This is a genomic window from Nocardia sp. 348MFTsu5.1, assembly GCF_000383535.1.
GTDB lineage: Bacteria > Actinomycetota > Actinomycetes > Mycobacteriales > Mycobacteriaceae > Williamsia > Williamsia faeni.
Genome location: NZ_KB911522.1, coordinates 133174 through 154629, shown reverse-complemented (window position 1 = coordinate 154629; position 21456 = coordinate 133174). Strand labels below are relative to the sequence as shown.

18 protein-coding genes and 1 riboswitch are annotated in these 21456 nt (G+C 64.1%); of the genes, 13 read left to right on the top strand and 5 right to left on the bottom strand.

Features of this window, described 5'->3' with window-relative positions:
• Positions 1-49 precede the first annotated feature (49 nt).
• From H290_RS29510 to H290_RS30385, 4 genes are all read left to right on the top strand, one after another.
• On the top strand, positions 50-730 hold the full coding sequence (locus H290_RS29510; protein WP_081631687.1) for a DUF222 domain-containing protein: 681 nt from the start codon (positions 50-52) through the stop codon (positions 728-730).
• A 121-nt stretch (positions 731-851) separates the two neighbouring features.
• Positions 852-1163, top strand: a complete 312-nt coding sequence (locus tag H290_RS0122715; protein ID WP_155976991.1) for a hypothetical protein — start codon at positions 852-854, stop codon at positions 1161-1163.
• Positions 1163-1771, top strand: a complete 609-nt coding sequence (locus H290_RS30900; protein WP_081631686.1) for a DUF3558 family protein — start codon at positions 1163-1165, stop codon at positions 1769-1771. Before H290_RS0122715 ends, H290_RS30900 begins: the two co-directional genes overlap by 1 nt.
• A 167-nt stretch (positions 1772-1938) precedes the next feature.
• Entirely contained in the window at positions 1939-3162 is a 1224-nt protein-coding gene (locus H290_RS30385) for a hypothetical protein (RefSeq protein WP_020109138.1), read from the top strand.
• A 7-nt stretch (positions 3163-3169) separates the two neighbouring features.
• Here the strand turns inward: H290_RS30385 and glpK are convergent, their stop codons facing one another.
• Positions 3170-4678: a glycerol kinase GlpK gene (gene glpK, locus H290_RS0122700; RefSeq protein WP_028463563.1), complete on the bottom strand. Its 1509-nt coding sequence runs from the start codon at positions 4676-4678 to the stop codon at positions 3170-3172.
• A gap of 140 nt (positions 4679-4818) precedes the next feature.
• On the opposite strand from glpK, the gene glpD reads away from it, so the two are divergent.
• Positions 4819-6564, top strand: coding sequence for a glycerol-3-phosphate dehydrogenase (glpD, locus tag H290_RS0122695; protein ID WP_020109136.1), 1746 nt, complete (start codon positions 4819-4821; stop codon positions 6562-6564).
• Between the two features lie 33 nt (positions 6565-6597).
• Here the strand turns inward: glpD and H290_RS0122690 are convergent, their stop codons facing one another.
• The 4 genes from H290_RS0122690 to H290_RS0122675 all read right to left on the bottom strand — a co-directional run bounded on the left by H290_RS0122690 (position 6598) and on the right by H290_RS0122675 (position 13603).
• Positions 6598-7005 carry a Zn-ribbon domain-containing OB-fold protein gene (locus H290_RS0122690; RefSeq protein ID WP_020109135.1) on the bottom strand — a complete coding sequence of 136 codons (408 nt, stop codon included), beginning with the start codon at positions 7003-7005 and terminating at the stop codon, positions 6598-6600.
• A 14-nt stretch (positions 7006-7019) separates the two neighbouring features.
• A complete protein-coding gene (locus H290_RS0122685) occupies positions 7020-8231 on the bottom strand; it encodes a thiolase family protein (RefSeq protein WP_020109134.1) in 1212 nt (403 codons plus the stop codon).
• Between the two features lie 80 nt (positions 8232-8311).
• Positions 8312-8905 carry a TetR/AcrR family transcriptional regulator gene (locus H290_RS0122680; RefSeq protein WP_020109133.1) on the bottom strand — a complete coding sequence of 198 codons (594 nt, stop codon included), beginning with the start codon at positions 8903-8905 and terminating at the stop codon, positions 8312-8314.
• Positions 8906-9016: 111 nt separating this feature from the next.
• Positions 9017-13603 (bottom strand): ATP-dependent helicase, encoded by a 4587-nt coding sequence (locus H290_RS0122675; RefSeq protein ID WP_020109132.1) that lies wholly within the window; start codon positions 13601-13603, stop codon positions 9017-9019.
• Positions 13604-13672: 69 nt separating this feature from the next.
• Positions 13673-13818, top strand: a riboswitch (cobalamin riboswitch).
• Positions 13819-13853: 35 nt separating this feature from the next.
• Here H290_RS0122675 and H290_RS0122670 point away from each other — a divergent pair.
• The 8 genes from H290_RS0122670 (at position 13854) to H290_RS0122630 (ending at position 21432) form a co-directional block, all read left to right on the top strand.
• Positions 13854-14087: a CbtB-domain containing protein gene (locus H290_RS0122670; RefSeq protein WP_196809613.1), complete on the top strand. Its 234-nt coding sequence runs from the start codon at positions 13854-13856 to the stop codon at positions 14085-14087.
• 12 nt (positions 14088-14099) lie between these two features.
• Positions 14100-14912 carry a CbtA family protein gene (locus H290_RS0122665; protein ID WP_020109130.1) on the top strand — a complete coding sequence of 271 codons (813 nt, stop codon included), beginning with the start codon at positions 14100-14102 and terminating at the stop codon, positions 14910-14912.
• A complete protein-coding gene (locus H290_RS31820; protein ID WP_081631684.1) occupies positions 14813-15430 on the top strand; it encodes a histidine phosphatase family protein in 618 nt (205 codons plus the stop codon). The genes H290_RS0122665 and H290_RS31820 overlap by 100 nt, the downstream gene beginning before the upstream one ends.
• A 94-nt stretch (positions 15431-15524) precedes the next feature.
• The gene (locus tag H290_RS0122650; RefSeq protein WP_020109128.1) at positions 15525-16769 is read left to right on the top strand and encodes an acyl-CoA dehydrogenase family protein; all 1245 of its coding nucleotides are present in this window, start codon (positions 15525-15527) and stop codon (positions 16767-16769) included.
• A gap of 250 nt (positions 16770-17019) precedes the next feature.
• A complete protein-coding gene (locus tag H290_RS0122645; protein WP_051122181.1) occupies positions 17020-17544 on the top strand; it encodes a TetR/AcrR family transcriptional regulator in 525 nt (174 codons plus the stop codon).
• Positions 17541-19079 (top strand): NAD(P)/FAD-dependent oxidoreductase, encoded by a 1539-nt coding sequence (locus H290_RS0122640; RefSeq protein WP_020109126.1) that lies wholly within the window; start codon positions 17541-17543, stop codon positions 19077-19079. Before H290_RS0122645 ends, H290_RS0122640 begins: the two co-directional genes overlap by 4 nt.
• Entirely contained in the window at positions 19076-20782 is a 1707-nt protein-coding gene (locus H290_RS0122635; RefSeq protein WP_020109125.1) for a GMC oxidoreductase, read from the top strand. The genes H290_RS0122640 and H290_RS0122635 overlap by 4 nt, the downstream gene beginning before the upstream one ends.
• The gene (locus H290_RS0122630) at positions 20782-21432 is read left to right on the top strand and encodes an acetoacetate decarboxylase family protein (protein WP_020109124.1); all 651 of its coding nucleotides are present in this window, start codon (positions 20782-20784) and stop codon (positions 21430-21432) included. The genes H290_RS0122635 and H290_RS0122630 overlap by 1 nt, the downstream gene beginning before the upstream one ends.
• The last annotated feature ends 24 nt before the right edge of the window (positions 21433-21456 follow it).

Here is a 21456-nt window from a genome sequence, read left to right as displayed (position 1 = left end):
GCTCGATGGGGCAGCGCCAGCATGATGCTCTCAAGGCGATCCTGAAAACATTCTGGACTGCAACCTGCTCGGCAGGTCGCATCGGGGGTTGCCGGCCCAGCTGATCATCACGATGACCAAAGCCCAGTTGCAGGAGTGTGCGGGGATCGCCAAGACGGCCTCGGGGGTCGATATCCCGGTGGGGGAGGCGTTGGAGTTGGCAGCCCGGTCGGACAAATATTTGGCGGTGTTCGCCGACCACTGTGCGGAAGTGTTGTATTTCGCCCGGACCAAACGCACCGCGCAGAAAGGGCAGCGGTTGGCGTTGATTGCCCGCGATCGCGGGTGTTCGCATCCTGGTTGCCCTAATCCGGCGACCTGGACCGAGAGCCATCATGTCACTGCGTGGGCGAAGGGCGGGTTGACCGATATCGATGCGTTGACGCCGGCGTGTCCGCCGCATCACCGGCTCATTGGTGACGGTCCGGATCGGTGGCAGACGGTGATGATCACTGACGGCCCTGATGCGGGTCGGGTGGGGTGGATACCGCCGGTGGGGGTTGATCCGGAACGGGTACCGCGGGTCAATCGGGCTCATCATGTGAATGAGACGGTGGAAGCGGCGTGGCAGAAGGTTGTGGTCGACCGGCAGGAGGCGCTGGCTCAAACGCTGTTTGAACTCGCTCTCAGGGAATCCGACAGTTCACCCGAACCCGAACCAGAGTCGGACGACCCTGACCAGGTCGAATAGTCGAACAAGCACTGAGCTTCGGCTTCAGACACCAACGGATGCGGGGCTCAAACCTGTGTTGGAACCGATCGTCACCCGCTAACGTCTTACCTCTGGTGGGAGATCTATGCGAGGGGGAGCCATGGGCGACGAAGTGAAATTCACCGATGAGCAGTGGGAGAGAGTAGCGACAGCCGCTGAAGATTTCGCGGCGGTTCTTCAGAAAGAGCAGGCTGCACTGCGGCTTGTGCTTAGTTCAAACTGGGCTGGCGCTTGCGCTGAGGGCGAAGGCACTATGCAAAACTTGCGGGACCTGTTGCGAGGCGACTCCGGGTCGTTTGCACACGCGATTGCCGCTGAAGCTCAGTACCTCAAGGATGTAGCCCAGCAATGCAGGGCTTCTAAGTCCGTTCTGATGTCTATCGACGATTCGATTTCGGAACAGCTAAAGTAGTGAGGATTCGAGTTTCGCTATTGGCTTTTATTGTACTGTTCATCTCTGCCTGCACAATGGGCGACGGCACGACGGAGCCAGTTTCGATTAGAATTACTTCACCAAACGGTTCTGAACCGACGCCTACACACGCTAATCTTCCGTTTGCAAACCAATTTCCGAATCGGTGGAATCCGTCGAACGACGGGACTCCCTTCGAACCTTGTGTGGCATTTTCGGATGAAGAGTTATTGCGATTTGACGTCGACCCATCGGTAGTCGAAGATGCAGCGCAGGTCGATGGCCAGGGAATTCGTGGATGTCTTTGGCTAATGCCGGACCTATTCACTTTGGGTGTCGTTGTTACGAATGCTGAGTCGCTGGCGCAGTACAAGGCAGGTATGCCTGAAATTGATTGGAAGCCGGATCTCAATGTTGGAGGTCGTGTTGTCGGCCTAGCCGTACTGAATGACGACGATGCAGCCTGCATGACCTACGTTGAGTCGATGGAATCGGTTGTTGTGGTCGACGTGGGTATCGTAGGTGGAGCTGAAGTTCGGGAAGCTTATGACCCGTGCAAAATTGCTGTCGACTTTACTTCTACTTATGCTGACAAAATTCCAGAATGATGTGCGTCGTTGCAATGGTGACGCAGCGTGGCTTGGTGCCTTAGACTTCTGCGCAGATCAGTGCTGGGGAGGTGCTGAGATCGGGGGAGAACGTGGCGCCTAGGTCGATAGAGCAGACAGATTGGCTGAGTCATGCGCTTGATGAGATGCGTCGAATCTGTGCCAGCATGCAGGCTGGATCAGCCGAGGCGGATGCGCAAGCGATCAAGCTGATCGCCAGGCGGATTCAGGTGGCTGCGGAGGTGTATGAAGCGGCCCTTCCGAGGATGTATCCCGAAGGCGAGTTCAGCGGCGAAACAGTCGACAGTTCGAGGCGTGCAAACATAGCGGGCATCCGTCATACCGATGGTTCTGCGGCGATCGGGATCAAGATCGCGGACCAGATTTCGGCCATCGCGGGGATCCTTTCTCAGACGCAGAGCAACATCGCGGAAATCGACGAAGGTTTTGCTGAATATCAGGGCAACGTCGCCGCCATTGCGATGCAGCGAGCCGTCATGGCACGGACGATGACTGAGGCGTACAGCAACCCGGTCATCGGTGCCAACGGTTCACTGCCCGAATACGATGCATCGCCGCTGCCAACTCTCGGCGCCGGCTTCGAGCCCACGCAGGTGACGCCGGCGGGCGCCGGTGGTTCAGGTGGTGGATCGGGAGACAACAGTCCTGCGTTGTTCGCCCCCGCCGGGGTCCCCGGCGCGAACGACCCCGATGGACCCGGCGGACCAAGCGGTCCCGGTGGCGACGAAACAACGTATGCCGGAGGTCCGGCCGAGGACACCCCGTTCACGCTCGGAAGCGGCGACAGCACATCTGGGTCGAGCGCAGACGGATCCACCCCTGGCCCGCTGAACGGCGCGTTTGGTTCACCGATCCCGGGTGGCGCGGGTGCCGGCGGATCCACATCCGCCACAGGCTTGAACAGCGCCCGTGGCGGGGCGTCCGGTATCGGGTCAGGAAGCGGTGGCTCAGGAAGCGGTGGCTCGGGAGGCGGCCGCGCTGGGGGAGGCGGCGGTGTCGGAGGTGTTGGGTCGGAAGCGAACCCACTCGGCCGGCGGACACCTGCATCCCTGATCTCACCGACAACGGGTGCGAGCCAATCGTCCGGAGCGACACCGTCGGGCGGCTCTCGCGCGGGAAGTCCGATGGGGTCACCGGCCGGTGGTCGCGGCGCCGGGAAAGACAAGGACGGACAGCATCGCGCACCGTCGTACCTGCACACCCGCGAAAACGGGGACGAGATGGTCGGCCGGCTCCCGCTGGTGGGACCGCCTGTCCTCGGCGACTGGGCGCGCGTTGTCGACCTCGGCACCGCGGGTGCGAGTTCAACGCCGGCAGCCGATGGGAAAGGTCCGGACAGCCCCGACAACAACCCGAACAACAGGACCTGACTGCGAGTCAGGCCAGGTCGTAGCTACGTTCCACGGCAATGTTCCACTCCGCGAAGCGCGCATCGCGATCAGCCGCGGGCATCGTGGGCTCCCATGACTTCGCCTGCGCCCAGTTGTCGCGAATCTCCTGCTCACTGTCCCAATAGCCCACCGCCAGCCCGGCCGCGTAGGCGGCGCCCAACGCGGTGGTTTCGTTGACAACCGGCCGGACCACGGGAACGCCGAGAATGTCGGACTGAAATTGCATCAGCAGCTCGTTGACGACCATGCCGCCATCGACTTTGAGCGTCGACAACGCCACGCCTGAATCGGCCTGCATCGCCTCGATCACCTCACGGGTCTGGAAAGCTGTGGCCTCCAACGCTGCTCGCGCAATGTGACCTTTGTTGACGAAACGGGTCAGGCCGATGATGACGCCACGCGCATCGGGTCGCCACCGCGGAGCGAACAGCCCTGAGAACGCCGGAACAAAATAGACGCCGCCGTTGTCGTCGACGGTCTGAGCGACCTCTTCGATATCGCCTGCGGCACTGATCAATCCCAGATTGTCGCGGAGCCACTGGACGAGTGATCCGGTCACGGCGATCGAACCCTCCAGCGCGTACACGGGTTTGTTGTCGCCGATTTGATAGCAGACGGTGGTGAGTAGTCCGTGTTCGCTGTGGACGACTTCCTCACCGGTGTTCAGGAGAAGGAAATTGCCTGTGCCATAGGTGTTTTTGGCTTCACCCGGTTTGAGGCAGGCCTGTCCGAAGGTGGCTGCCTGCTGGTCGCCGAGGATGCCGGCGATCGGCACATCGGCGAGTGCGCCGCGCTCGCGGACATGGCAATACACCTTCGACGAACTGTGGATCTCGGGTAACAGGCTCATCGGGATACGCATCTCGGCGCAGATCTGTTCGTCCCAGGCGAGGGTTTCGAGATCCATCAGCATGGTCCGGGACGCATTGGTGACGTCGGTCAGATGCCGGCCACCGTCGGGTCCGCCGGTCATGTTCCAGATCAGCCACGTATCCATTGTGCCGAAACACAATTCACCGGCCTCGGCTCGGTCCCGGACACCGTCGACGTTGTCGAGAATCCATCGGATCTTGGGGCCGGAGAAGTAGGTGGACAACGGCAGGCCGGTGCGCTGCTGATATCTACCCGGACCCTGGTCGCCGGCGAGCTCCTTGCAGAGTGCCGCCGTGCGCGTGTCCTGCCAGACGATCGCGTTGTAGACGGGCTGCCCCGTCGACCGATCCCAGACCACGGTGGTCTCACGCTGATTGGTGATCCCGAGGGCGACGATGTCGGCGGTCTGCAGATCTTCCGCCGCCATGGCAGCGGCCACGACCCGGCGCGTGTGACGCCAGATCTCGACGGCATCGTGCTCGACCCACCCGGACCGCGGGAAGATCTGCGTGTGCTCGACCTGCTCCGAACTGATGACACGTCCGGAATGGTCGAAAATCATGCAACGCGTCGACGTTGTTCCCTGGTCGACCGCGGCGACGTAACCCGTGGTGTTGCTCACGTCCCCGAGTGTTCCATGAACTGCACGTAGAGTCCGCTGTGATGGACCTCGACGTGTCACCGGAGCGCTTTGGAGTGGCCGAATAGTTACCAGCGGGTAACCTGGGACAGGAGTATCCGCCCAGCGAATGGGAGATCGCGATGAGCACAGCAACATTCGATCCGGATCGTCCCGCCGACCTTGGTCCGCGCTACCGGGAAAATGCCTGGCAGCGCCTGTCGACCGAGCAGTTCGACGTGGTGGTGGTCGGCGGCGGGATCGTCGGGGTCGGAACTGCGCTCGATGCCGCGACCCGCGGACTGCGGGTGGCACTCGTCGAGGCCCGCGATATCGCATCGGGTACATCGAGTCGTTCATCCAAGATGTTCCACGGTGGACTGCGCTACCTCGAGCAACTCGAGTTCGGTCTGGTCCGCGAAGCGCTGCGTGAACGTGAACTGTCGCTGAGCACCCTCGCGCCGCACCTGGTCAAACCGCTCCCGTTTCTGTATCCGCTGACGCACCGCGGCTGGGAACGGCCGTATATGGCAGCGGGCCTTTTTCTCTACGACTCGCTGGGTGGTTCGAAATCGGTTCCCGGGCAACGCCACGTGACCCGATCCGGGGCGCTGCGGATCGCTCCGGCACTCAAACGGAACTCACTCACCGGCGGGATCACCTACTACGACACGGTGGTCGACGACGCCCGCCACACCATGACCGTGGCGCGCACGGCCGCGCAATATGGTGCGGTCATCCGGACCTCGACGCAGGTCACCGGCTTCCTTCGGGAGGCGGACAGGGTCAGCGGCGTCCGCGTCCGAGATACCGAGTCCGGCGAGATCGCAGAGATCCGCAGTCATTGCGTGATCAATGCGTCGGGGGTCTGGACCGACGAGATCCAGGCATTGTCGAAGCAGCGTGGCCGCTTTCGGGTCCGGGCATCCAAGGGTGTGCACATCGTGGTCCCGCGCGACCGCATCGTCAGCGAGTCCGCCATCATCCTCCGGACCGCCAAGTCCGTGCTGTTCGTGATCCCCTGGGAGACCCACTGGATCGTCGGAACCACCGACACCGACTGGAACCTCGACCTCGCGCATCCGGCCGCCACCGCCGCCGACATCGAATACATTCTCGAACGTGTCAACGAAGTGCTGGTGACGCCGTTGACCCAGGCCGACATCGAAGGGGTCTACGCCGGACTCCGTCCACTGCTCGCCGGCGAAAGCGACGAGACGTCGAAGCTCTCCCGTGAACATGCGGTCGCCGAGGTGGCGCCCGGAATGATCGCGATCGCCGGCGGCAAATACACCACCTATCGGGTGATGGCCGCAGACGCCGTGGATGCCATCACCGACTTCATCCCGGTGCGGGTGGCGCCGTCGATCACCGCGAAGGTGCCACTGATCGGGGCAGACGGCTACCACGCGCTGATCAACCAATGCGATCAGCTCGGACAACGACACGGCCTACACCCGTACCGCATTCGCCGACTGCTCAATCGCTACGGCTCGTTGATCGACGACGTCCTGGCCTACGCCAAGAAGGACGCCAGCCTCCTCGAACCGCTGACGAGCGCTCCGCAATACCTGCGGGTCGAGGTGGTCTACGCCGTGGTCAGCGAAGCCGCACTGCACCTCGAAGACATCCTCGCGCGGCGTACCCGCATCGCGATCGAATACCCCGACCGTGGCGTGAACTGCGCGGCCGAGGTGGCCGATCTGGTTGCGCCACTGCTGGACTGGGATGCCGAGCAGACCGAGTTCGAGGTCGAGACATACCTGGCCCGGGTGGCCGCCGAGGTCGCCTCGCAGCGTCAGCCCGACGACGAATCCGCCGACGCCCTGCGCGCGGCCGCTCCGGAATCGCGCTCCGAACTCCTGGAACCGGTGCCGGTCCCGGATTGATGAAGGTTCAGCACCGCGTAGGTAGGCGCAGGATCAGGCGGGCTCGTACCGCAGCAGAGTGACGTCGTCGTCGGGGTAGTCGAAGAAGACCGGCTTGACCCGCATGCCCACGGTGATGTCCTCCGGTGCGACGTTGACCAGTTCGGTGGACAAGCGGGGGCCCTCGTCCCACTGCACCACGGCAACCAACTGCGGTACCGAGTCAGCGAAGTGCGGCGACACCGGTTTGTGCGCAATGGTGAAGGTGTAGAGCTTCCCGAGTCCGGAGATCTCGCGCCACTCGAGGTCGTCGGCCAGTGTTCCGGGCGCCAGGAGGCGCGGATAGAACACATACTTCTGTAGCGACGGCGAATACTGGATACGAATCTTGTGCTCTGCCAACGCGTCCCAGAAGGGTGCGGTCACAGGCGTTTTCACCGGCATCGGTTTGGTGAACGTCATGAGGTGATCGCTTTCTAGTCGCCCTGGAGAACCAGTGTGGTCTGTTCGCCCATCACGCCACCGTTGCCGGAGACGAACGCGCGATTGCAGTCGTTGACCTGTGCGTCCCCGGCCCGGCCCATGATCTGGCGGGTGGCATCGCAGACGTGATGCATGCCGCCGGCAAGTCCGGCCTGGCCGAAGCCGAGCTGGCCGCCCGCGGTGTTCAGCGGGAAGTCTCCGCGGAAGGTCAGGTCATGCGAGTTCACGAACTCCATGCCCTTGCCCTTGTCGCAGAAGCCGGCGTCTTCCAGGCTCATCAGCACGGTGATGGTGTAGCAGTCGTAGATCGAGACCATGTCCATGTCGTCGCGATCGAGTCCGCTCATCGTGAATGCGGTGTTGGCGGCCTGGGTGATCGGCGTCTGCAGCAGATCGTCGGCGTAGCTGGGCGTCTTGTAGGCGACGTGCTCGCCGAAGCCCTTGACCCACACCGGCCGATTCTTGCTCTTCTTGGCCAGCGACGCAGACGTGACCAACACCGTGGCGCCACCTGAACAGGGCATCACGATCTCGAGACGGTGAAGGGGGTCGGCGATCATGGGACTGGCCAAGACGTCCTCGATGGTCAGTGGCGTGTCGTAGAAGATCGCATCGGGTGTGTGATTGGCGTTGACCCGTTGGTCCACAACAATTTTCGCAAGTGCGCGCTCGTCGTATCCGTAGACCGAACGATACAACTGCGCGATCTGCCCGTACGGACCGTTCTGGCCGAGATTGCCGAACGGGATGTCGAACTCTGCCTGGGGCGAGCCGTAACGGTTCGACGACGAGCCGTACAGCAGGATGTCGGTGAGACTCTCCGGCAGCGGCTTCTTCGCGTTGTACGGCACACCGTAATCGGCAGGCAGCACACACAAGACGGCTTCACAGATGCCCAGCTCCACGGCCGCGGCGGCGCGCCAGACCATCGCAGACGCCGATGCGCCGCCGAGGTCGACGACTTCGGCGAAGTTGATCTTGGCACCGAGGTATTCGGCGATGGTCGACGGAACGAACATCTCGGACTCGAGCAGCGTCGACGTGACGATTCCGTCGATCGCGACCCCGGTCAGTCCGGCGTCCGCGATGGCCGCCGCCGACAGCGTCGCCCACTGTTCGAGCGTGAAGCGAGGCGTCCTGGTGGAGACTTTCTGCGGTGGCAATTCCGTATATCCGACAATTGCCGCATCGCCTTGAAACCCCATGGATGCTCCTGCAGGTCAGAAATGGAAAAGACGGTCGACCGTCAACCTACTAGAATCTGAATCTAGTTTTCAAGGGAGGGCTAAGCCGGGCCGAACAGGAAGTCCATGAATCGGTTGCACAGGCGGTAGACGTCATCCATGTCTCCATCGTGATAGATCGCCGAGGTCAGGGCAGTGTTGATGATCGACCAGAGCATGATCGCGGCGTCGGTGGACGCATCCGGGCCGAGCCGGGCGAAGTCGCCGGCCAGCGTCTGCTGACAGACTGAAAAGAACTGGCCCAGTAACAAGTTTGCGTTGGCGTCCGAACTCGACTGCAAGATCACGTGGACCTTGAAGAAATGTGGGCGGCGCTCGAACGCCGAGATGACAGCGTTCATCTTGGCGCGGATCTGATGTTCCGATAGGTTCTCGCCGGACCGCGCGTACGCTGGCTCCGCCCAATCCAGGAGCACGGCAGCGTAGAGGTGTTCCTTGGAGGAGAAGTATCGATACAGGGTGCCGAGCGCGACACCGGCCTCCTGTGCCACATCACGGATCTGGATCTGCTCGTACTCCTGCGCCTTGAGCGCGGCGTTGGCAGCCTTGATGATGCTGAGCCGGCGCGCCTGCTGCCAGGCGGGCAGCTCCGAACTGAGCGTCGCCGCTGCAGTGGAAGGTGCCTGTTGCGCCATGAATCAAGTCCTTTGCGTGTGTGAGCCACCTAGTGATGACCGAGCCTGGGTACAGACTAAATTGTCCCGACTTGCCCTGTCCGTCACACCGGCACGATTGGCTATCCGGCCTCAGCCTGTTCGGCGGAGCCGCAAACCCCGCGGCGTGGCCGCAAAGCCACTCTCACGCAGATGCGGTGCGAGATCACTGGTCAGAACCGGGTCACCGTCGACGCGTTCGACGTGCAGGCGATCGACCTGGCCGCGGATCACCACCTTTGCCAGTGCGCCGGTCGCGGCCTCCAGATGGGCGACGTTCTCGCTGAACGTCAGCACAGTCTTTCCGCCGCGCTCGACGAACAAGACCAGATGCCCGTCGACAAGAACCACCAGCGCGCCCGGTTTGCGACCGGGTCGATGGCCCTCGGCCTGCTTCGGCCAGGCCAGCGCTGCGCCGTACGGATTGGCCGGATCGGTGGCGGCGAGCGCCAGAGCCGACGTGCCGGTGGTCTCGACCTCGTCGCGGAGCCGGTCGACCGTGGTGGTCGCGGCGAACTGGGCGCCGCCGAGCCCGTCGATGTAGTAGCCGCGCCGAACTTTACCGCTGTCCTCAAAACCGCTGAGCGCCTTGTATACCCGGGAGAAACCACCGGCGATGCCTTCGGTCGTCACCGCACCCTTGGTCACCACGCCGTACCGGTCGAGCAGTGCCGAGCACTGAGCAGCGACCGCGCGAGTCGGATCGGACATCTGTTCCGGTAGCGCAAACCATCGTCCGGTCATCGACAGCGGTGCCGTCCGTGGGGTTCGGGCAAACCGGCTTCGACCGCGATGTGCCGGGGCACCGCGCGTGCCGCCCGGTTTGCGGCCGGGACCGAGCAGGGCCCGGACCGGGCTGAAGGTGTCGTTGCTGATCCGTCCGGCCCAGGCCAGATCCCAGAGGGCCATTTCGACATCGGCTCCGAGCGGAGATACGCCGCCAAGGGCCAACGCATCGCTGAGCTGCCGAAAGAAGAAGGCTCCGCCGGTGGCGAGCTGCTCGAGCAGCCGGTGGTGCAGATCGCCCATGTCGATCTCCGCCTGGATCGGGAGACTGTCTTCGGCCACATCCGCCGGATGCAGGCTGATCCAGCCGTCGGATCCCGACAGCCGCCCGTGACCGGCCCAGAGCACCTCGCCGCCGGCGCTCAGTTCGTCGAGCATGTCGGGGCGGTAGTCGGCCACCCGCGCGGGCAGGATCAGCGACTCCCACGCCGATGCCGGAATCGGTACTCCGGCAAGCTGATCGATCACCGTCGACACACCGTCGATGCCCCGGAGCCGCGACCGTCCGGTGACGTGCTGCCAACCGGTCACGAACCGGGCGTAGGTTTCGTGACTGACCGGCGCGATCTCGGCGCGGCTCGCCGCCAGCGACGCCCTACGTAATCCCGCGAGAACCTCTGTATTGCACCACTGTTCACCGTTGCGCAGGGTCCCGGCGGGTTCGGGCCGGAAGTCTCCCTCGACAACTCGCCGCTGACCGGCCAGGCGCACCAGGGTGTCGCGGACAACCGCCACTCTCACGCCCAGCGACTCGGCGGCATCGGAGGCCAGGAACGGGCCATGGGTTCGGGCGTAGCGGCCGACGATGTCGCCGAGTGGGTCGTCGACGGGTTCGAGGAATGCCAGCGGAAGTCCCTGCGGTGGCGGGATGCCCAACCCGTCGCGCAGCCGTCCGGCGTCCTCGGCAGCTGCGTACAGCTCCGAACCAGCGCGCTGAATGGTGATGACGCGTCCGGCGGCGATGAGTTCGTCGATCAGCGGCAGCGGATCGTCGCCGGTGAAGCGAGGACCCACCTCGCTCGCGCGTAGTGGTCCGAGCCAGCGGAACAGATCTGCGATGCCCTCGATGTCGCGGGCGCGGCGATCCGGATGCAGTCGCTGCAGTTTGGCCTCGGTATCGGCGATGACATTGGCGTCGAGGAGTTCTCGAAGATCGACCCGGCCGAGGAGCTGAGCCAGCAATGCGGTGTCGAGGGACAGCGTGGCGGCGCGGCGCTCGGCCAGCGGGGCGTCGTCGGCGTACATGAAGGCGCCGACATAGCCGAACAAAAGCGACGACGCCATGGGAGACGGTGTCTGCGTTTCGATCTCGATGATCCGCAGGCGCCGCGTTGCTATCCGGGTGAGGAGGTCGACCAGCGCGGGCAGGTCGTAGACGTCTTGGAGGCACTCGCGAAACGCCTCGAGGATGATCGGGAACTGCGGAAACTTCTGGGCCACCGCGAGGAGCTGCGCGCTGCGTTGGCGCTGCTGCCACAGGGGTGCGCGGCGCCCGGGATTGCGCCGGGGCAAGAGCAGCGCCCGGGCAGCGCATTCGCGGAACCGGGAGGCGAACATGGCCGAACCGCCGAGTTGCTCGGTGACGATCTGCTCGATCTCATCGGCCTCGAACCCGAACAGTGCCGCACCCGGCGGCTGGTCGTCGGTGTCGGGAAGCCGGACGATGATGCCGTCGTCCGCGGCGGAGACCGCCCCGTCGATGCCGTAGTCCTGCTGCAGCCGCGCCGACACCGCACTGGCCCACGGTGCGTGCACCCGCAAACCGTACGGGGAGTGCAGGATCACCCGCCAGTCGCCGAGTTCGTCGCGGAATCTCTCGACCAGCAGAGTGCGGTCGGTGGGCAGATGGCCGGTGGCCGCCTGCTGCTCGGATACCAGTTGGGCGAGGTTGTCGCGGGCAAAATCGTTGAGCCCCAGCCGCTTCGCATGTGACTCGAGCTTCTTGTTGTCGATGAGCTCACCGACGAACCTGCCGATGGCCTCACCCAGCTCGGCCGGCCTGCCGATGCTGTCGCCATGCCAGAACGGGAGCCGTCCGGCCTGTCCGAACGCGGGTGTGACCAGGACGCGGTCGTGCGTGATGTCCTCGATCCGCCAACTCGTGGCGCCCAGTGCAAACACATCGCCGACCCGCGATTCGTAGACCATCTCCTCGTCGAGTTCGCCTACCCGCGTTTGTTTTTCGCCGACCATGTAGACGGCGAACAGGCCCCGGTCGGGGATCGCTCCACCGGAGGTGACGGCCAGGCGCTGTGCCCCCGGCCGCCCGGTCAACGTGCCCTGCGCACGATCCCAGACGATCCGCGGCCGCAGTTCGGCGAACTCGTCGGACGGATAACGCCCCGACAGCAGATCGAGTGTCGCGTCGAAAACCGGCCTCGACAGCGTTGCGTAGGGTGCGCTGCGACGCACGAGCTGGTACCACTCGTCGACGTCGATACTGCCGGTGGCACAGGCGGCGACGGTCTGCTGCGCGAGGATGTCGAGCGGATTGGACGGGACCGTGAGTTCTTCGATGAGTCCGTCGGTCATCCGTTCGACGGCAACGGCACAGCGCAGCAGGTCGGCCCGATGCTTGGGAAACAGCACACCCTGGCTGATCTCGCCGACCTGGTGGCCGGCGCGGCCGATCCGCTGCAGCCCGCTCGCCACCGAGGGCGGCGCCTCGACCTGGACGACCAGGTCTACCGCGCCCATGTCGATGCCCAATTCGAGACTGCTGGTGGCGACCACACAACGCAGACGTCCGGACTTGAGCTCTTCTTCGATCTGGCCGCGAACCTCTTTGCTGACCGAACCATGGTGTGCGCGGGCGAGCAGGGGAGCCGCGCCCTTGCTGGCGCCGCTGCCCATCACCTGCGCCGGGGCACCGCCGGGCACCCGGGGATTGGGCATGGACTCCCCGGATTCACCGATCCGGATGGCGTGGACCTCGTTGAGGCGGGCCGTCAATTGTTCGGCCAGTCGACGCGAATTGGTGAAGACGATGGTCGACCGGTTCTTTTCGATCCGATCGACGATGGAGTTCTCGACGTACGGCCAGAGTGATCCCGCTGCCGGTGCGGACGCTTCGTCGTCGATCTCCTCGCTGCCGGCGATCACCGGGATGTTGGTCATGTCGGCGACCGGAACCTCGACGGACAGATCGAATGTCTTCTGTGCCACCGGCTGCACCACCGTGCACGGGCGACTGCCGGACAGGAACTCGGCAACGCGTTGCGCGGGGCGTACGGTCGCGGACAGACCGATGCGCTGCGCGGGGGTGTCGAGGAGTTCGTCGAGGCGTTCCAGCGAGACAGCGAGGTGGGTGCCCCGTTTGGTCCCGGCGACGGCGTGGACCTCGTCGATGATGACGGTCTGTACCGACGTCAGGGTTTCGCGGGCCGACGACGTCAGCATCAGGAAGAGTGACTCGGGTGTGGTGATGAGGATGTCCGGTGGCTTGCGCAGCAGCTGGCGGCGCTGGGCCGGCGGGGTGTCGCCGGACCGGACGCCGACAGTGATGTCGGGGACGGGTTCGCCCAGATCTTGTGCCGCCCGTGTCAGGCCGATCAGGGGCGCGCGCAGGTTGCGTTCGACGTCGATGGCCAGCGCCTTGAGCGGCGAGACATACAGAACGCGGGTACCCACCGGTTCTGCTCCGGCCGGCACCGGATGCGCCGCGAGCTGATCGAGCGCCCACAGGAACGCCGACAGCGTCTTGCCGGACCCGGTTGGCGCCACCACCAGCGTGTTCTGGCCGTCGGCGATCGAGTTCCAGGCACCCAACTGGGCTGCGGTGGGCTCGGGGAATGCCGCAGTGAACCAGGCGCGGGTGGGCGCGGTGAACCGGCCGAGAACCTGCTGCGCGTCGATACCGGCAGACTTCGGCGGTGAGGGCTTGCGGGCGGCCATTGCTCCATGATCCATGAGAGGTCTGACAGTGGCGCCCGACATTCCCGGACACAGCCCGCCTTGACCGGGGAAAAGTCGCACGAATAGAGTCGGTTCACGCTGTGTGAACGGGAAATCCGGTGGAAATCCGGAACGGTCGCGCCACTGTGGGTTCGACAGGTCATCCGTGATCTGGAGAACGAGTCAGAGCACCGGCACTCAGCGCATATCAACATAGACGCGGGCGCGTTTACCCGCGAGAGGAGTTAATGTGTCGAGTTCTTCAGTGGCCCAGCCGGTTTCGGGTGCAAAGCTTTCAGTCGCGGTGCCCGACGTATCGGTGGCCGACGCCGCGTTGTGGTTGACCGCAACCACGTTCGTGGCCGCTTTGGCGTACTACTTCCTCGGGTTCGACCAGGGGGCGGTGTCAGTGTTCGGGTCGGATACCCACGTCCACGAGTTCATCCATGACGCCCGCCATTTCCTTGGATACCCCTGCCACTGAGCAACTGACACCATGGAAAAGAAGTTCATCGGCGCCGGCCTGCTCTCAGGCCTGGTCGCCGGATTGGTCGCGTTCATCTTCGCCCGCATCTACCTCGAACCGCTCGTCGAGCGGGCCGTCGGTTACGAAGAGGACCGGTCGCACGCCGAGCTGGAACTCACCGGCGGCGAGCACGGTCATGAGCACGAGCTGTTCTCGCGCACCATCCAGCAGAACATCGGAGCCGGAGTCGGCACCGTGGTCTTCGGACTCATCATGGGTGCGTTCTTCGCGGTCGCGTTCACGGTGCTGTGGGCGTACATCGGTCGGCGCTACCCGCGGACCGACCCCCGTACCGTGGCAGGTTTTCTCGCCACCTTCGGTTTTGTCGCGGTCTACCTGATCCCGTTCTGTGCGTACCCGGCAAATCCGCCGGCGGTTGGTGAGGAAGACACGATCGGGTCGCGTAGTAGCGCGTATCTGACGATCGTTCTGTTGTCTGTCGCCTTCATGGTCGCCGCGACGGTGCTGGCGTTCTGGTTGGCACCCAAGATCGGCGGGCTGTACTCGGCGATCGCCGGTGGCGCTGCATATCTCGTGGCCGTCGGCATCACCATCGCCTTGTTGCCGAGCTTCGATGAGGTGCCGTCGTCGTTGATGAATGGCAACACCATCGTGTTCCCGGGATTCCCGGCCGATCTGGTGGGCGACTTCCGGCTCTATTCAGTTCTCAACCAGGTGATCCTCTGGACCGTCCTCGGGCTGGTGTTCGCGGTGATCCTGACCGTGATGGGCAAGCGTCAGGCACGTGCGGCGCAAACCCCGGCATCTGTGAGCGCAGGCTGAATCTGCGTCTGCTCACCGCGGCCCGAACCGGGCCCAACTCGGCACTGAGTTTCGGTGCCGACGATCCACTCGACCAACGCGGCCGCGCCGATTGTGCGCGGCTGCGTTGGTCTGTTTCCAGGGAAGCTCAGGTCGCGCCGGAACGTTCGGCCATCGAGACGGCTGAACTGACCGGGTGTGCCGGCCCGATCGATTCGAAGCTGTCGTCCATAGACCTCGGTTCCTGGGCCGGTCTTGCTCCAGAGCAGGTCGATCCGATGGAACTCGGATCCTGGCTGATGGACCCGGATTTCGCCTCGCATGGCGGTGAGAGTGTCACCGCCTTTGTCGCTCGCCTGGCAGATTGGCTCAAGGGCTGTGCCGACTCGGATTCGATCGCGGTCGTGACCAGCGGTACAGCGCAAGGGCTGGTGGCCGCAGCGCTTGCATGCGATTTCTGGAGTGTCGAGGTCGCTCCTGCACAGGTCGTGAACCTGTCGCGACGAGGCGGCCGGTGGCGGGTTCGCATCGGGTGTTAGCGGGCCGCGGAGGCGATTCGCGAACCTGGCACAGGAACTGAAACTTGTTCTAATGTTGGAGCCAATAGTTGCGCCGACGCCAGGGGAGCCGAGAATGTTCGAGTGGTCCGAAGAAGATCTGATGGTGCGGGACGCCGTCCGCGGATTCATCGACAAGGAGATACGTCCGCACGTCGATGAACTCGAGACCGGCAACATGCCGCCTTACGACATCATTCGCTTGATGCTCAAGACTTTCGGTATCGACGCGATGGCTGCCGATGCACTGGAGAAGGAGCTCGCCCGCGAGGAGGCCGCAGCGGCCGGTGGGCAAACCGAGGCGCCGGCGAAGTCGGGGTCCGGTGGCGGGGGGATGACGTCGATGGCGTCGATCCTGAACATCGAGCTGTCCGGCGTGAGCCTGGGCATCGTTGCCTCGATGGGCGTGAGCATGGGTCTGACCCCGTCGACCATCCGGTCGCGCGGAACGCTGGCCCAGAAGAGGCGATGGCTGCCCGGGTTGGTCACCATGAACAAGGTCGGCGCCTGGGCCATCACCGAACCCGATTCCGGCTCGGATGCATTGGGTGGCATGAAGACAACGGTTCGGCGGGACGGCGAGAACTACATCCTCAACGGCCAGAAGACGTTCATCACCAACGGTCCCTTCGCCGACACCGCAGTGGTGTTCGCCAAGCTCGACGAGGGTGACCCGGACGTCGACCGTCGCCATCGCAAAGTTCTCACCTTTGTCCTCGACAAGGGCATGGAGGGCTTCACGCAGGGCAAACCGTTCAAGAAGATGGGCATCATGTCGTCGCCGACCGGCGAGCTGTTCTTCGACAACGTGAAGGTCGACAAGGATCGCCTGCTCGGTGAAACCGAGGACACCGGCGGCGGCACCGGCGGCGAGGGTGCCAAGGCCGGGTTTGTGCTCGAGCGCGTCGGCATCGCGTCGATCTCGCTGGGCGTCATCAACGAATGCCAGCGGCTGTGTATCGACTACGCAAAGCAGCGCATGCTGTGGGGCAAGCCGATCTCCGAGCTCCAGCTGATCCAGCTGAAGCTCGCCGAGATGGAAGTTGCCCGGTTCAACGTGCAGAACATGGTGTTCCACGCCCTCGAACGGTCGCAGGCGGGCAAGCCGCTCGACCTCGCGGAGGCGTCCGCGATGAAGCTGTATTCATCACGCGCGGCCACCGATGTGGCGATGGAAGCGGTGCAGCTGTTCGGCGGCAACGGTTACATGGCCGAGTACCGGGTGGAGCAGCTGGCTCGTGACGCGAAGTCGCTGATGATCTACGCCGGCAGCAACGAAGTCCAGGTCACACACGTCGCCAAGGGCATTTTGGCCCGGTAGACAGATCGGCCGAGAACGGTCGTATCCCCAGGTACAGGCGCTGGCGCGCGTGTGGGGGTACGACCGTTTTGTGTGGGGCGGGATTAATGCACGATATTTACAAACAGAGTGGACTGTTTCTAAATTCTTCGCTAGCCTCACTGGTGTGGCAACAAGGACACCTGCACCCGGCACATCGGATGACCCTGCGGCCGAAGCCGGCGATCCCGTCACGGCCCCCAGTCGCACGCAGGCTCAGCGCACCGCGCAGATGCGAGCCAGGCTGCTCGATGCGGCGATCGGCTGCCTCATCGACAACGGCTATGCGGGAACCAGCACCCAGGAGATCTCGCGTCGCGCGGGTGTCTCCAGAGGCGCGCAGCTGCACCACTTTCCGACCAAGGAGTCGCTGGTGGTCGCAGCCGTCGAACATCTGGTCGAGCAACGTCTCGCCGAGATGCTGGACGCGCACACCGACGGCTCCGCCGGTGTCGAACTGTTCCTCGACGCCTTCTCGGGCCCGCTGTTCTATGCCGCGCTCGAGCTATGGATCGCCGCTCGGACGGATCCGGCACTGCATGCTGCGGTACTGCCGCTCGAGGCGCGGGTCAATGAGGCCATCCGGGATGGCGGCGCCGCCATCTTCGGTGACCGGATGTCGCCCGAAGCGATCGAGATCAGCGTCGAACTCGCCCGGGGACTGGCGGTCTCAGCCCTGTTCCGCAACAACACAACCGACCGGGAGTTGCGCGAGCGACTGATCCCGATATGGGAGGCAATGGTGACCGACAAATGAGTATCCGCCCCACCCGCCCCGCGCCGCTGGCAGCACTGCCGGCACAGGTGCACACGTTGATCGTCGGAACCGGCTTTGCCGGACTGGCTGCGGCACACAAGATCCTGACCGAAAAGACTTCATCCGACGTTGTACTCATCGAACGCGCCGCGGATGTGGGCGGCACCTGGCGCGACAACACCTATCCCGGTGCGGCCTGCGATGTTCCGAGCAACCTGTACTCGTTCTCCTTCGCGCCAAGCCCGGCCTGGACGCACAATTATGCGCGCCAGCCGGAGATCTTCGACTACCTGAAGTCGGTGGCGGACAGCCATGGGATGCGCGAGCGGACCGTCTTCGACTGCGAGTTGCTCAGTGCGCGATGGGATTCGGAGACCTCGCGGTGGAACGTCGAGACCTCGCAGGGCACGACATCGGCTCAGGTGCTGGTGGCGGCGACGGGAACGTTGTCGAATCCGAGCTTCCCGGATGTTCCGGGGATCGGTGACTTCACCGGGACGATGTTCCACAGCGCCACCTGGGACCACGGCTTCGACCCGGCAGGCAAGCGCATCGCGGTGGTCGGGACCGGCGCATCGGCCATTCAGTTCGTTCCTGAATTGGCCGATCCTGCAGAACATCTGACTGTCTTCCAGCGCACGCCGGCATGGATCATTCCGCGACTGGAGCGGCCCATCGGCGCCCTGGAGCGCAGGTTGTACAAGGTGCTGCCCCCCACCCAGAAGATCGCCAGAGGTGCGCTCTATGCCTACCGCGAAGGCTACGTCGTCGCGCTGGCGAAATTCACGTTCCTGCTGCCACTGTTCAAATTGGTCGCCCAAGGGCAGCTGCGCAGGCAGGTCTCCGATCCTGTCCTCCGGAAGAAGTTGACGCCCGGTTTCACCATCGGGTGCAAACGGATGTTGCTGAGCAACACCTGGCTTCGGACGCTGTCTCGGCCGGATGTCGACCTGGTGGACACGGGCATGTCGGCGATGACCGCGGAGGGTGTGGTCGACGGAAATGGTGTTGAACACAAGGTCGACGCAGTGGTCTTCGGTACCGGATTCACCGCGACGGAGCCCCCGGTGGCGCAGGTACTGCACGGTGCCGACGGCCGAAGTCTTGCCGAATCCTGGAACGGCAGCCCGAGCGCGTATCGCGGCACGTCGGTGAACGGCTTCCCGAACCTCTTCCTGATGTACGGGCCGAACACCAACCTCGGGCACAGTTCCATCGTGTACATGCTGGAATCGCAGGCGAACTACATCAATTCGGCGATCGCGCAGATGTCGGACCGGAAGTTGTCGAGCATCGATGTGACGCGACGAGCACAAGAGGCCTACAACGACGACATCGACGAACAGCTCACCGACACCGTCTGGAATGCGGGCGGATGCTCCAGCTGGTACTTCGATCGCAAAGGCCGGAACTCGGTGATGTGGCCGACGTTCACCTGGGAATTCCGAAAGCTTCTACGCACAACGGATCTGGGCGACTTCGAACTCCGCCGCGGTGCCCCCGCCGCGCAGCCCCGGGAAAGTGAGTCTGCATGAACGACTACGACGTCGTGGTTGTCGGATCCGGCTTCGGTGGATCGGTGTCCGCACTGCGCCTGGCCGAAAAGGGTTACAAAGTAGCGGTTCTGGAGGCCGGCCGCCGCTTCGAAGACGACGAATTGCCGAAGACCAGCTGGCGATTGCGCAAGTACCTGTGGGCGCCGTGGATGGGTTGTTATGGCGTCCAGCGCATTCACCTGCTACCCGATGTCCTGGTGATGGCCGGTGCGGGTGTGGGCGGCGGTTCACTGAACTATGCCAACACGCTGTATCAGCCGCCGCAGCGCTTCTTCGAAGATCCGCAATGGGGCGACATCACCGACTGGTTCGACGAACTGAACCCCTACTACGACCAGGCCCGCCGGATGCTCGGCGTTGTCGACAATCCGAGTGTGACTGCCGCCGACAAGGTCATGCGTGAGGTCGCCGAGGACATGGGCGTTGGTTCGACGTTCACCACCACGCCGGTGGGTGTGCTGTTCGGCAACCCCGGTGAGCGGGTGGCGGATCCCTTCTTCGGTGGGGCCGGACCCGAGCGCACCGCGTGCACCGAATGTGGGTCGTGCATGACCGGATGCCGGGTGGGTGCCAAGAACACGCTGGTCAAGAACTACCTGCACCTGGCAGAGAAGGCCGGAGTGACGGTATTGCCGTTGACCACGGTGAGCGCGGTCCGGCCGTCCGGGGACGGCTATGAGGTCGTCACCCGGCGGACCGGCGCCAAACTGCGTCGTCGGGAGAAGAGCATCTCTGCCGGCCAGGTGGTCTTCGCGGCCGGAACCTACGGCACACAGAAGTTGCTGCTCGCGATGAAGGACACCGGAGAACTTCCCGAGCTGTCCGACCAGTTGGGCTCGGTGGTGCGAACCAACTCAGAGGCGGTGCTGGCCGCGACGGCACGTAACCGCGACACCGACTACACCAACGGTGTTGCCATCACCTCGTCTTTCCATCCGGACGACCACACGCATATCGAGCCGGTGCGATACGGCAAGGGCAGCAATGCCATCGGACTCTTGCAGACGGTGTTGTCGGACGGTGGTGGCCGGACACCTCGGGTTCTCAAGACAGTCGGAGTCGCCATGCGTCACCCGGCGGCGTTCGTCCGGAGTCTCTCGGTGCGGCACTGGTCGGAGAAGACCATCATCGCGCTCGTGATGCAGACCGACGACAACTCGCTCGAACTGGCATCGGTGCGCGGCGTCTTCGGTCGCCGGCTGACCAGCCGGCCCGGTTCCGGAAACCCGCCGCCCGAGTGGATCCCGCAGGGACATACGGCGATCCGGCTCCTCGCCGACAAGATCGACGGCGATCCGGGTGGATCGATGGCCGAGGTGGTCAACATCCCGATGACCGCACACTTCCTGGGTGGTTGCGTCATCGGTGCGGACGCCGAACGCGGTGTCGTCGACCCGTATCACCGCGTCTTCGGCCATCCCGGCTTGCATGTCGTCGACGGATCCGCAGTGAGCGCCAACTTGGGGGTGAACCCGTCGCTGACCATCACCGCACAGGCAGAACGTGCGATTGCACTGTGGCCCAACAAGGGTGAGGCCGATCGGCGGCCGCGGCTCGGTGAAAATTATGTCCGGGTGCCCGCGGTGCCGCCCACGTCGCCGGTCGTGCCGGCGGATGCTCCCGCGGCGCTGCGACTGCCCCTGTTTGTGACCACTACCAAGACAACTGAAGGAGCCTGTTGATGTGGAGTGTGGCTGAATCCGAAGGTATCCCCGCGCAGTTGCCGGTGAGTTCGCCACCGCCGTGGCCCGCGACGGTGCGGGCCACACTCTGGTGGCACCGGGCGACGGAGCAAGCCATTGCGCTCGGTGGACCGGACTCGAACATCAACATCACCGTCGGGATGGTGGTCGACTACCTTGATTCGCCGGTCGGCCCGTATCGAGAGATCTTGGCCAGTCCGGTACTTCGCCGGCCGGGCGGGGGTCGTGGTGTGATGCCCCGGCTGTCGGTTCCGTTCATCGCCGTCGACTCGGCGGCCTCGGTCCACGGTGGCCGGGAGCACTGGCACCTGCCAAAGGTGCTGGCCGACTTCACCGGCGACGTCCTCGAAGGTGCCGGGGCATCGGGCCCCCACTGGCTGGTGGAAACCCAGTCCGAAGGGCGTGGCCCGTCGTTCCCGATCAAAGGCGGACTCGGATTTGCCCAGCCGGTTGTCGACGGGTTGCAGGTAGCGTCGACCAAAATGACCGGCCGGGCCCGCTATGCGAAAGTCACCGTTCTCGCGGAAGGGCCGACGTTGACCGGCTGGCTCAAACCGGGCACCCACCACGGCCTCCAGATCGTGTCCGGAACAATGGAAACCGGCATCGCCCGCACCATCTCATCCTGACCGCACCCCCGCCGAGCGTGCCGA